This is a genomic window from Idiomarina abyssalis (assembly GCF_019797805.1).
In the GTDB taxonomy this organism is placed as follows: Bacteria; Pseudomonadota; Gammaproteobacteria; order Enterobacterales; family Alteromonadaceae; genus Idiomarina; species Idiomarina abyssalis.
In genome coordinates, this window is sequence record NZ_CP081832.1 from 1279970 (window position 1) to 1292681 (window position 12712).

The 12712-nt window shown below is 44.9% G+C and carries 12 protein-coding genes; 7 read left to right on the forward strand and 5 right to left on the reverse strand.

Features of this window, described 5'->3' with window-relative positions:
- Nucleotide 1: 1 nt before the first annotated feature.
- The 5 genes from tmk (at nt 2) to K5X84_RS06050 (ending at nt 4512) form a co-directional block, all read left to right on the forward strand.
- Nucleotides 2–619, forward strand: coding sequence for a dTMP kinase (tmk, locus tag K5X84_RS06030; RefSeq protein WP_054487661.1), 618 nt, complete (start codon nt 2–4; stop codon nt 617–619).
- The gene (locus tag K5X84_RS06035; RefSeq protein ID WP_054487663.1) at nt 619–1479 is read left to right on the forward strand and encodes a DNA polymerase III subunit delta'; all 861 of its coding nucleotides are present in this window, start codon (nt 619–621) and stop codon (nt 1477–1479) included. Before tmk ends, K5X84_RS06035 begins: the two co-directional genes overlap by 1 nt.
- A 24-nt stretch (nt 1480–1503) precedes the next feature.
- Complete coding sequence (locus K5X84_RS06040; protein WP_054487665.1) at nt 1504–1863, forward strand: hypothetical protein; 360 nt, start codon at nt 1504–1506, stop codon at nt 1861–1863.
- An 18-nt stretch (nt 1864–1881) separates the two neighbouring features.
- Nucleotides 1882–2670 carry a TatD family hydrolase gene (locus tag K5X84_RS06045; protein ID WP_222236945.1) on the forward strand — a complete coding sequence of 263 codons (789 nt, stop codon included), beginning with the start codon at nt 1882–1884 and terminating at the stop codon, nt 2668–2670.
- A gap of 357 nt (nt 2671–3027) precedes the next feature.
- Nucleotides 3028–4512, forward strand: coding sequence for a bifunctional 2-methylcitrate dehydratase/aconitate hydratase (locus K5X84_RS06050; RefSeq protein WP_222236946.1), 1485 nt, complete (start codon nt 3028–3030; stop codon nt 4510–4512).
- A gap of 28 nt (nt 4513–4540) precedes the next feature.
- On the opposite strand, the gene K5X84_RS06055 is transcribed toward K5X84_RS06050, so the two are convergent.
- The 3 genes from K5X84_RS06055 to sppA are packed head-to-tail and all read right to left on the reverse strand — an operon-like array spanning nt 4541 to nt 8827.
- A complete protein-coding gene (locus tag K5X84_RS06055) occupies nt 4541–5884 on the reverse strand; it encodes a sodium-dependent transporter (RefSeq protein WP_199495165.1) in 1344 nt (447 codons plus the stop codon).
- A 33-nt stretch (nt 5885–5917) separates the two neighbouring features.
- Complete coding sequence (ansA, locus tag K5X84_RS06060) at nt 5918–6931, reverse strand: asparaginase (protein ID WP_054487673.1); 1014 nt, start codon at nt 6929–6931, stop codon at nt 5918–5920.
- A gap of 42 nt (nt 6932–6973) precedes the next feature.
- A complete protein-coding gene (gene sppA / locus K5X84_RS06065; protein ID WP_222236947.1) occupies nt 6974–8827 on the reverse strand; it encodes a signal peptide peptidase SppA in 1854 nt (617 codons plus the stop codon).
- Nucleotides 8828–8935: 108 nt separating this feature from the next.
- Here sppA and K5X84_RS06070 point away from each other — a divergent pair, with 108 nt between their 5' ends.
- Nucleotides 8936–9502, forward strand: a complete 567-nt coding sequence (locus tag K5X84_RS06070) for a nitroreductase family protein (RefSeq protein WP_054487677.1) — start codon at nt 8936–8938, stop codon at nt 9500–9502.
- On the opposite strand, the gene asnS is transcribed toward K5X84_RS06070, so the two are convergent.
- A complete protein-coding gene (gene asnS / locus K5X84_RS06075; RefSeq protein WP_054487679.1) occupies nt 9499–10899 on the reverse strand; it encodes an asparagine--tRNA ligase in 1401 nt (466 codons plus the stop codon). The genes K5X84_RS06070 and asnS overlap by 4 nt on opposite strands.
- Before the next feature lie 107 nt (nt 10900–11006).
- Here asnS and K5X84_RS06080 point away from each other — a divergent pair, with 107 nt between their 5' ends.
- Complete coding sequence (locus K5X84_RS06080; RefSeq protein ID WP_222236948.1) at nt 11007–11366, forward strand: hypothetical protein; 360 nt, start codon at nt 11007–11009, stop codon at nt 11364–11366.
- Here K5X84_RS06080 and bioA read toward each other — a convergent pair.
- Entirely contained in the window at nt 11363–12658 is a 1296-nt protein-coding gene (gene bioA / locus K5X84_RS06085) for an adenosylmethionine--8-amino-7-oxononanoate transaminase (protein ID WP_222236949.1), read from the reverse strand. The genes K5X84_RS06080 and bioA overlap by 4 nt on opposite strands.
- Nucleotides 12659–12712 lie beyond the last annotated feature (54 nt).

Consider the following 12712-nt stretch of genomic DNA (forward strand, 5'->3'; position numbering starts at 1 on the left):
TATGTCAGGAAAATTTATTGTTATTGAAGGACTTGAAGGTGCCGGTAAGAGCTCAGCAATTGCAAGCGTAGTTACTCATCTACAGGCGAAAGGTGTTCGACCGGAAACCGTACGAGAACCGGGCGGTACGCCGCTGGCAGAGTCATTGCGGGAACTGGTAAAAAAGAAATGGGACGAGAAAGTCAGTTCAACAACCGAGCTGCTATTAATGTACGCAAGCAGAGTTCAGTTGGTTGATAATGTTATTAAGCCGGCTCTATTAAAAAACCGCTGGGTTATCGGTGATAGGCATGATTTATCCTCACGTGCCTATCAGGGGGGCGGTCGTCAGCTTGGCGATGAGTTATTAGAAAAAGTACGCGAAATAACTCTGGGAAGTTTTAAACCTGACTTAACCCTATTATTGGATGTTGACGAGAAAAAAGGTCTTGAGCGTGCCCGTGAGCGAGGAGACCTGGATCGTATAGAAGAAGAAGATCTGGCATTTTTCCAGCGTACAAGACAAGCCTATTTGAATATAGCAGCAAAAGACCCGACAATTATCGTCATTGATGCTAACCAGCCGATGCTGGATGTACATCAGGCCATACTGCAAGCAATTGAGGAGTATTTGTTTTAATGGCGTTTCCATGGCTGCGGGAACCTTGGTTAAGACTCGTTGCGAGTGCCGATTCAGGTAGGCTTGCTCACGCTTATTATTTGCAACATAACGTTGAGGCTGGTTCAACCGAATTTATTGAACGATTAAATCAGTTCTTGTTGTGCAAACAACCCGGCAAAAGTGCGTGCGGGCAATGTAAGTCATGCTTGCTTTATCAGTCGGGAAACCATCCGGATACCTGGACTATCGACGGCGCCGAAGTCAACCGAATTGGTGTCGATAGTGTTCGTGAACTGCAGCAAAATGTTATGCAGACAGCTAACCAGAGCGGTTTAAAAGTTGCTGTGATACTGCAGGCAGAAAAAATGACGGAACAGGCCGGCAATGCCTTATTGAAGGTTCTGGAAGAGCCACCGGCGGACACTCACTGGCTAGTATCAACAAAAGATGCGGAACGCTTATTACCAACCCTGAGAAGTCGTATGCAATGGATCAGCATTGCTTATCCAGCTTCAGTGCAAAGCGACGAACAGACGGTTTCTGCGAAAACTCTTCTGGACAGTCTTCGCGGTAATAAAGAGTTTCCTGTAATAAAAGATAAAGAAGCAGCTTTAAACTGGCTGGATATATCAGAAAACCTGGTACTAGATTGGCTGCTGATTCACCAAAAGGCGGCTGTTTCGCGTTTGCGATATCAGCAATTAGCGGACGAGCTTCAACAGTTGAGCGGTTTTGATTGGGTGAATATTGCACAGCTCAGTGAATGGGTAGCAGAATGCAGACAGCTACGTCAGAAGTTTCAGGGCTCCACTGGCATTAATTTACCGTTATTATTAGGTTTTGCCTGGAGTCGCTGGTCAAATACTCTTTCGGGTTAGGGGCTCCTTAAAAAGGAGAGCCTTTTGTCTAGTTTTCAATTACATATAAACTCAGCGAGGGAACTTGCTGAGCGCATTATTCCCGAACTTTCTCCTTTGACTCTAATGATACAAACCGGTGCACAGCTTTCAGAAGAAGCTGCTCTGGGAGAGAGCGTCACTCTGGAGCTTAGGTATCCTGAACTCGGCCCTAAACCAGTTGATCTATCAGGAAGCATTGCTTTGTGCTTTGAAATTAAGGCGGCTAAAGACTGGGTTGCCGTTACCCTTGGCTCGGAGCAACAAGCTCGAATTCATCAGATCAATTACCTATGCCGCCATCACAGAAACGACTATGGTAAACTCTTTGAGCAATTAATTACGGATTTTTGTCACTCACATTAACGATAAGTGGAGCTATTTATGTTCGTCGACTCGCATTGCCATCTGGATAAAATTAATCCTGAAAAGGCGGGCGCTGATCTAACGCAAATTGTGGAAATGGCAAGAGCCAATAAGGTCGAACACATGCTGTGTGTGTGCGTTACACTGGAAGACTTTCCGGCTATGCAGCAAGCCGTTGCAGGTTTTAACGATGTTTCCATTTCTTGTGGGGTGCATCCTTTATACGTTAAGGACAGCCAGACACCTATTGTAGAGTTGGGTACCAAGTTACGTCAGCTGGCTTCGGCAAATAATGTGGTTGCTATAGGCGAAACGGGTCTGGATTATTTTTATCACCCAGAGTCTAAAGCATTACAACGAGAAAACTTCGAGCAGCATATTGAAATTGCCAAGGATATTAATAAGCCTTTAATTATTCATACGCGTGACGCTCAGGATGACACCCTCTCGTTATTAAAAAATGGCCATGCAGATAAATCCGGCGGTGTTTTGCACTGCTTTACTGAGTCTCTGGATATGGCTAAAAAAGCTATCGATGATCTTGATTTCTATATTTCTATTTCGGGAATCGCTTCATTTCGAAACGCAGAGCAATTGCGTGCAACTATCAAAGCATTACCGCTTGAAAAGCTGCTCATTGAAACCGACAGTCCCTGGTTAGCTCCAGTGCCCCATCGAGGTAAAGAGAACCAGCCAGCCTACGTTATTGACGTTGCTAAATGCGTTGCTGATGTTAAGGGAATTACTTTGGAAGAGGTTGCTAAGACAACAACGGCTAACTATTACAAGCTGTTTAATAACGCTTAATTAGCTGTGCATAACCTGTGTTTTACTTACCTAAAATCAATTAAAAACAGTGAGATAAGCTAAAGCAAAAAAAAGTGCAAAAATATTAGACATCTCTTTAATATTGTCTACACTGAAATTTACCGAACAAATTTTAGGCGAACTATTTTACAATTTTTTATTCATGAGTTAGCGCACGGCTCAACCCTTGAGCCATTCCCCTATACCCGGAACAATTTGGATTGGTTCCGGGTTTTTTTTATTCATTATTTGGCGAAAAGCCTAATAGGCAGCGATCAAAAAAGGCGTTGTATTGGTACAAATAGTTACATGAGCTAACAATATTTGTCATTGAACTTTAGAGTTAAGGAGTCAGCGATGAGTGCGACAGTAGAAAGTAACGAACGTCCAGATTACGACAAGGTTATTGAGGATATCGCAGACTATGTTACAAGTTATGAGGTTAAAAGCGATGAAGCTTGGGATACCGCGCGCAACTGCCTGATGGACACCCTGGGTTGCGGTTTGTTAGCACTGCGATTCCCGGAATGTAGCAAACACCTGGGTCCTTTAGTTGAAGGTACAAGTGTTCCAAATGGCTCCAGAGTGCCGGGAACTCAGTTTCGTATGGATCCTGTCAAGGCGGCCTGGGATATTGGCTGCATTATACGTTGGCTTGATTTCAATGACACCTGGTTAGCTGCCGAGTGGGGACACCCATCCGATAACTTAGGCGGAATACTGGCAACAGCAGATTATATTTCTCAAAACCGCGTCTCTAAAGGTGAAAAGCCGTTAACCATGAAAACGGTTTTGGAAGCTATGATTAAAGCCCACGAAATTCAGGGTAATCTGGCGATAGAAAACAGTTTTAACCGTGTGGGTCTTGATCATGTCGTTCTGGTTAAGGTGGCTTCAACGGCCGTTGTTACTTGGTTAATGGGCGGAACTAAGGAACAAATTATGGCAGCGCTCTCCCAGGCATGGGTTGATGGCCAGTCTTTAAGAACCTATCGTCATGCTCCCAATGCCGGTTCTCGTAAGTCGTGGGCAGCAGGGGACGCCACTTCAAGAGCGGTGCGTTTAGCCGATATAACGATGCGTGGCGAAATGGGTATTCCGGGGGCCCTGACGGCTCCACAATGGGGATTCTATGATGTGCTCTTCAATAAAACGAATAAAGATCAGAAACTAAAACCTAAAGATGACTGGCAGTTTAAGTTCCAAAGGGATTATGGCAGTTATGTGATGGAAAATATTTTGTTTAAGTTGTCATTCCCGGCAGAGTTTCATGCGCAGACAGCCTGTGAAGCGGCGGTTACATTACACCCGGAAGTTAAAGACAGAATTGATGAAATAGAGAAGATTGAAATTACTACCCACGAGTCCGCTATTCGAATTATCTCCAAACAGGGCAAACTTGCTAACCCTGCCGACAGAGATCATTGTTTACAGTATATGGCAGCCGTTCCCCTAATATTTGGCGAACTGAATGCTGATCACTATGAAAACAGTTTTCATGAAAATCATCCGGTAATTGACACTATCCGGGAAAAAATTCATGTGATTGAAGACAACCAGTACAGTAAGGACTATCACGACCCGAAAAAGCGTTCGATAGCTAATGCACTACAAGTATTTTTTAAAGACGGTAGTCATACCGACAAGGTTGTGGTGGAGTACCCAATTGGCCATAGACGCCGCAGAGAAGAGGGCGTTCCTGTACTTGAAAACAAGTTTAAGGCAAATTTAGCGACGCGGTTTCCCGAACACAGGGTGAGTTCAATTTTTGAACGTTGCCGTCAACAGTCATCGTTTGAACAGATACCCGTTAATGAGTTTATGGATATGCTCACTATTTAATAGGGCAGCCCCACATCTACGTGGGGCATTATCCTCGCCAAATGACCAGAATAATGAGTATTGGGCAAACAAACTTAACGTACCAGGGCCATATTTTCCAAAACAAGCTTTTATCAATATTAGGTGAGCCTTGCTGGAGCGCTTTCAGTAAATGGTTTTGGCGCAGTACCCAAGTTAGCATAACGCCAAACACCAACGCCATTATCGGCTGCATGTAAACGGTGCTGAAGGTAATAACGGCGCCAAAAAGAGTTTCAAAATTATAAATAATGGTTGTAGAAATTGCGGTAACGACCAGGGCAATAATCCACACCCCACTACTGCGATCACATTTAGCTTCTTCTCGTAGTGCGTTGACAGGAGCTTCAAGCATTGAAATTGACGACGTAATAGCAGCAATAACCATCAACAGGAAAAAGCCGAAAGAGACGAAAAGTCCAGTGTAACCCAGTGCATCGAACATTGCCGGAAGCACGGTAAAAACTAAGGTATCGGCAGACAGTAAACTGCCGTCCTCTGCATAAATGGGAACCCCATTAGATTGAGCGACAAACATCGCAGGTAAAATCAATAAACCCGCTAAAAACGCGACACTGGTATCGATGCCGGCTACCCAGGCTGCCGTTTTAGGAATGTTCTCGGAATTCGACAGATAGGCACCATAAGTCATCATTACGCAGACACCCAGTGACAGGGAGAAAAACGCCTGCCCCATGGCACGAATAATCAGGTTTGGATCCGTTATGGTTGAGAAGTCCGGAACCAGGTACATTTTCAGGCCTTCAATGGCTCCGTCCTGAGTCAATATATAGGCGGACATACCTATCAGCAAAATGAAGAGTAGGGGCATTAGACGTCTTGACCAACGTTCTATTCCATTATTCACGCCTGACCGGACAACGTAAACAGTCAGCAACATGAAGAACACCATGGTTGCCATATTTCTGGACACTGAAAACTCAGTAAACCAAGCGGCGGTTTCCGGCAGACCAATTAAGATCATAAGAGGCTCGATCATATAAGATAAAAGCCAACCGGAAACGATGGCATAGAAGCTCAGTATCAAACTCAGCACAATTAAACCAACAATACCTGCCAGTGCGCCTGAACCTCGAAAAAATGGCTTTTCAGAAAGATTCCTAAGCGACTCAATAGGGTTTTGGCGCCGAATTCTGCCGATAGTAATTTCCGCTACCAGCATAGGGTAAGCCAGAAGTGCAATCATGATTAAATAAACCAATAAAAATGCACCACCGCCGTTACTGGCAGCTTGTGTTGGGAATCCCCAAATATTACCTACACCGACCGCTGAGCCAGCGGCGGCTAATATGAAACCTAATCGCGTTGCGAACGCAGGTGATGAATTTGCCATGGTTCTTCTTATTATTATTTAAGCAATATCAAATTATGGCGGAGTTAATTCGCCGCGTAAATTCTTCTGTAACAGCTTTTGCATTTTGTTTTGGTTTAAGTCTTGCGAAAGCACGTAATGCAGCTTGGTAAGAGCCGCTTCAATGGTCATATCGGCACCGGATACAATACCCAGTTCAGCCAGAGCATTTCCCGTCGCGTAGCCATCCATATTGACACGTCCACGGAAGCACTGCGTGCAGTTAAGAATTGTAATACCCTGATCTATACCTGTTTCCAGGCTTTTCAGTAAAGCGTTATCCTGCGGCGCATTTCCGACACCGTAACTTTGTAAAATCATTGCTTTTACTGGCTGTTGCAATTGGTTTTGTATAATTTTGGCTGAGATACCAGGGTAAAGCATTACGACTCCAATTGGCTGGGGCGTCATTTCAATGACCTTGAGCTCATGGGTCAAGGGTTCCGACAGTTCACCAGCGTTCAACTGAATCTGAATACCTGCCTCGAGCAAAGAAGGGTAATTCGGTGAGGCAAAAGCGTTAAAGCCGTTAGCGTCAGCTTTGGTTGAGCGATTTCCCCGATACAAAGTATTGTTAAAAAACAGACCGACTTCTGGAATAGGGTAGTTAGCTGCAACATAAAGTGAATTAAGCAAATTAGTCTGACCATCTGAGCGCAGTGCGGCCAGAGGAATTTGAGAGCCAGTTACAATAACGGGCTTACTCAAATTTTGCAGCATAAAGGAGAGAGCTGAAGCTGTATAAGCCATGGTGTCGGTTCCGTGTAGGATCACGAAACCATCGTAGTCTGCGTAGTTTTGTTCAATATCCCGAGCTATGGTTACCCAATCAGATGGTGCCATATTGGATGAGTCCATTAATGGGCAGTATTCATTAATGGTAAATTCCGGCATCTCATCACGAAAAAATTCGGGCATATTTTCAACGCATTGGCTCAGGTGCCCCGCAACCGGAACATAACCCTGAGCTGATTTTTTCATACCGATAGTGCCGCCCGTATAGGCGACGTAAATCTTTTTACGCGGCAAAGTTTACTCCCTTACTCTACAAACAAAGTAACCGCGATAATTCTATCGCGGTTGAGGGCAGAGTGCACAATAAGAGTAAACATTTTTAGGGTCATCAAAGTTCTGCAAAACAGCAGTTTCTGATTTCACTTTATTCAAAGTACCCATTAACCAGTGTTGTGAACTGATATTCGGCGTTGGCAGGTAATCTGAACTGCTGTTAAATAAGTCAGCGAGAAACTTCTCTTTTGAAGATAGCTCTTGCTTAACAATATTCACATCGTAATCATCAATGGCTGCAAGTTCAGCCGCAAGCGCAATGGAATCATCATAATCACCTAATTGGTCAACCAGCCCAAATTCCATAGCTTGCTGTCCCGTCCATATACGACCCTGAGCAACTTCATGAACATCATCACGAGACATATTACGCGCATTGCTGACAATGCTTAGGAAGTTTTCGTAAGTGGTTTCAACAGAACGCTGTATGAGTGTTTTCTGATAATCGGTCATTTCTTCAAGCGGATTCAATGACGAAATCTCTGTTGTACTCACAGTGTCACTGTGAATTCCGATAGCAGCAAAACTGTCTTCTAACGTCATTAGCAGGCCAAAGACGCCAATTGAACCTGTAATTGTTGTTGGTGCCGCAATAATTTTGTCTGCATCAGCGGCAATCCAGTAGCCACCAGAAGCCGCTACGGAGCTCATGGACGCAATAACAGGAATGCCCGCTTCTTTTGCCTGTAAAATCTCCTGGCGAATAATTTCTGACGCAAAAGCACTGCCGCCGGGGCTGTCTATTCGAAGTACGATTGCTTTGGTCTGCTCGTTATTACGCGCGTCGCGAATAAGCTTTGCTGTGCTGTCTCCGCCAATCATACCGGCTTTTTGTGAACCATTAACTATCTGACCACGAGCAACTATAACGGCAATTTGGTTGCGGTCTTTCGGTTTCAGGCTTTCCGGAACGACTTTCTCAGAAGCTAAGTAATTGTCGAAAGTAATATGACGGAATGTATCTTCTTCTTTGTCGTGTCCGGCTAAGTTAATAAGTTCATTGCGGACTTCTGTACGAGTACGCAGAGCATCAACCAAGTTCGTTTCTAACGCCATTTTAGCCATATCGCCATTGGCATTATTAAATGCTGACATGTAGTCATCTATTTTACCGCTTGTAACCAACGGATTAATGTTTCGGGCAGCGGTAACATCTGCATGGAAAGTGTCCCACAATGCAGAATACAAGAACTCATTGGCTTCGCGCGCTTCATCTGACATATCGTTGCGAATGAAAGGTTCAACTGCGGCTTTAAATTTACCGACTTTGAACACGTGCGGCTGAACTTTAAGTTTGTCCAGTAGCTCCTTAAAGTAAACCTGAGTATAATCAAGCCCTTCGAAAACTACCGCACCCATTGGGTTCAGATAAAGCTGATCGGCGTGCGCCGCCAGGTAGTACTGATGTTGCATATAGTAGTCAGCATTACTGATAATTGGCTTCCCTGAGGTACGGAAATCATTTAATGCATCAGCAACTGCACGCAGTTTATTCAAGCCACTTGGGTATAAGTTTTGGAGGTTGAGGTATAGCGCACCGATACGTTCGTCAGTTTTAGCTTTCTCAATTGAGTCGATAACATCAGACAACAGCACTTCAGGAACTTCGTCTCCGCTCCCCAATGCTTCATTTAGGAACTTATCAAACGGGTCAACCCAGGTCTTTTCTTCAACTAACATGCCATTTGGATTAAGAACCATAATTCCATTTTCAGGAACCTCAATAGGATCTTCTCCCTGCATTAAGCTCGCGATAAAAATTGCCAGAATAATAAAAAACACAAGGTTCAAAATGAACTTGCGAGTACCGTTGATTATTTTCCACAAATAACTGAAGATTGACCCGACTGAACGCATAGTTAATTCTCATTTGCTAATTTAAATTGGCCTTAGCATATCGAATGTCTGAGCGACAGACTAGTCAGAGAATGTAACTAAGCGTTACACATTGAAAAAGGTTGATGTATGAAAGCGGAAGAATTACTAACAACTCGTTCCTCTATGCCGCGTTTAAACGAACCGGGACCTACACAAGAACAGCTCGAATTAATACAGGCAGCAGCCGTGCGAGCACCTGATCACATGGGGCTAGCACCTTATCAATTTATTTTGTTTCAAGGCAAAGAAAGGCAAGTTCTTGCGGATGTTTACCAGCAGGCGGCCCGGCTTAACGATTTTTCTGAAACGGTCGTCGAGCAAGCAGGCCAGTTGCCTTTTCGTGCGCCTTTAGTGATAGCTTCGTGTTTACGGCTTCAGGACCATAAAAAAGTCCCGCGTGACGAACAACTTTGTACAGTAGCCTGCGCGACTCACGGTATGCAGCAAGCGGCGTTTGCTCAAGGTATTGGAGCAATTTGGCGGACGGGATGGATGGCTGAGGATGACTTTATCAAGGAGCAGTTAGGGTTATCAGTAGATGATGCCATAGTTGGCTTTCTGTACGTAGGGACGCCTGCTGTCCCTACGCCAGTAAAACCGCAAAAAGATCCGTCACCGTTCTTTATAAACGGCAACGACCTGGTGCTGGATTAAAATTCAGCACTTTTCGGAGCTCGTGGGAATGGAATCACGTCACGAATGTTTTGCACACCGGTGACGTAAGCGACTAAGCGTTCAAAGCCCAGTCCAAAGCCTGCGTGAGGAACAGTACCGTAACGGCGCAAATCTCGGTAGAAACCGTATTCTTCCTTCGGCAGGTTCATTTCTTCAATTCGCTGGTCAAGAACGTCAAGACGCTCTTCACGCGCAGAGCCACCGATGATCTCACCAATACCCGGAGCCAGAACGTCCATTGCAGCAACGGTTTTACCATCTTCGTTCTGACGCATATAAAAGGCTTTAATATCACGCGGGTAGTTTTTCAGAATAATCGGTGCACCCACATGTTCTTCGGCTAAATAACGTTCGTGCTCTGACTGCAAATCCACACCCCATTCAACCGGGTACTCAAACTTTTTATCGCAGTTTTTCAGTATTTCGATGGCATCGGTGTAGTCCATATGCACGAAATCATTATTAACTATGGCTTCCAGACGGCTGATAGCGTCAGGGTTAATGCGCTCGGCAAAGAACGCCATGTCGTCCGGACGTTCTTCAAGTATGGCTTTAAAGACATATTTCAACATAGCTTCTGCTAAGCCTGCTATGTCGTCTAATGTTGCAAACGCTAACTCTGGCTCAACCATCCAAAATTCAGACAAGTGACGGCTGGTGTTTGAGTTTTCGGCGCGGAACGTCGGCCCAAAGGTGTAGACTTTAGACAACGAACAGGCATAAGACTCAACGTTTAGCTGACCTGAAACGGTCAGAAAAGCTTCTTTACCAAAAAAGTCCTCTGAAAAGTCGACTTCACCTTTGTCGGTTTTTGGAATATTCAGCATATCCAGCGTTGAAACACGGAACATCTCACCGGCACCTTCGCAATCGGAGGTGGTGATGATAGGCGTACTTACCCAAAGATACCCCTGCTCGTGAAAGAAGCGATGAACCGCCTGAGATAACGCATTACGAACACGCATAACGGCACCAGTAATGTTTGTACGGGGACGCAGGTGAGCGTATTCGCGTAAATACTCCATGCTATGACGCTTTGGCGACATAGGGTAGGTGTCTGGATCTTCAACCCAGCCATAAACGTGAACTTTGGTTGCCTGCAGTTCAAATGACTGGCCTTTGCCCTGAGAGGGAACAACAACACCCGTAATAGCAACAGAACAACCGGTGGTCAGCTTCTGAACTTCGTTACTGTAATTGGGGAGTTCTGCCGGAACAACGGCCTGAATGGCATCAAAACATGAGCCATCGTGCAGGTTAATAAAGGAAATACCGGCTTTTGAGTCACGGCGAGTGCGCACCCAGCCCCGGACTGTGACGGTTTCATCGACAGCGATTTTTCCTGCCAGAACATCCACTACAGAAGCATACGACATGAGTTGGTTTTCTCCGAAATTTACACTATTTTGCTATAGAAAGGTTGCTATGTTACCTCGGTTTGGCGCAGACTCAAGTATAACCCCTGAGAACAGAGAGAAAAATTATGAAAAGGGGATCCTTAGCGGATTTAAAGCGAGTACCATTTTGGTCCCGTGTTTTGGGATGGCTGTCCATTTTTGGCTGGCTTATCTTTGTGGTTGCTGCCATTGTTTTTAATTATGCGAAGCCTGAACGCAATACCATTCTAACCGAAATTTTCGGCATTTCGGTACGTGACTATTGGCACATTACTTTAGGTGACTTATTCGTCATTCTTTTAGTCGTTGGGCTGCTTGTTAGTCTGCTGAGCTTTGTTCTTAATTACGTTCTTTTTCGCCAGGACAAGCAGCATTTATGGATTAATATTATGATATTAATCATGAGTTGCTTAGGTGGCTTATCGCTTTATTTCTTTGGCTTCTAAACCTGGCCGTTGTCCTGGTTTTCGACATAGTCTTTCATCGCATATGTAAGCTTACTGAGCTCTTCCGCAGTAATCACATAAGGCGGCATAATGTAGAGCAAACGGCCAAAAGGCCGAATCCAGACACCTAATTCAATAAACCGCTTTTGTGCACTGGCTACGTCAATAGGCTGTTCCATTTCCAGTACGCCAATAGCTCCAAATACACGAGCGTCTTTTACTGATTTATATTCTCCTAACGGAAGAAGTTCCTTTTTTAATTGTTTCTCTATTTTTTTGACTTGTTGTTGCCAGTTACCTTCAGCAATAATTGCCAATGATTCTGCTGCAACCGCGCATGCTAAGGGATTGCCCATAAAAGTAGGTCCATGCATCAAAGCTCCGCCCCCGGGCCCCTGACCAATAGTTTCTGCTACCTTTTTCGTGGTTAACGTAGCAGCTAATGTCATGTAGCCACCGGTAAGAGCTTTACCCACACAAAGGATATCAGGAGTCACATCGGCGTGTTCACAGGCGAACAACTTACCGGTGCGACCAAAGCCGGTAGCAATTTCATCGGCAATGAGCAGTACATTGAAGTCATCACAGAGTTTGCGTATAAGCCTAAGGTATTCCGGGTGGTAAAACCGCATACCGCCTGCGCCCTGAACAATAGGCTCAAGTATGACCGCCGCAAGCTCACCATGAAACTGTTCAAACCAAAGTCGAAGCTGCTGACCTGCGTCGTCTGTCCATTCGTCATTGGGGGTTAATGTTGGCGCATCCGCAAAAAGCTGTGAGTTAATTGCTTTATTAAACAGATGATGCATGCCGTTGACGGGGTCACAAACTGACATCGCTTTAAAGGTGTCGCCGTGGTATCCACCTTTTACTGTCAGCAGGCGATGCTTTTCCGGGCGCTCCTGAGCCAGCCAAAACTGCAGAGCCATTTTTATCGCGACTTCAACACTTACAGAGCCGGAGTCGGCAATGAATACTCGCTCCAGTTCATCAGGCGTCAAATCAACAAGCTGTTTAGCGAGATCAATCGCGGGCTGATGTGTGATACCGCCAAACATAACGTGGCTCATTTTGTCGATTTGACGGTGTGCCACTGAGTCTAAGCGAGAGTTACGGTACCCATGAATCACAGCCCACCAGGACGACATACCGTCAATTACCTGGGCTCCATTTTCAAAAGTGAGCGAGCAACCTTTCGCAGACTCCACTTTATAAGCGGGTAACGGGTTAAGCATAGAAGTGTAGGGGTGCCAGATATGCTGTCGATCAAACTCAATATCGCTTATGCTCATAAATTAATCTGTTGTAAAGTATATAATTCAAAGTATATTGACAGTGTATCGAGC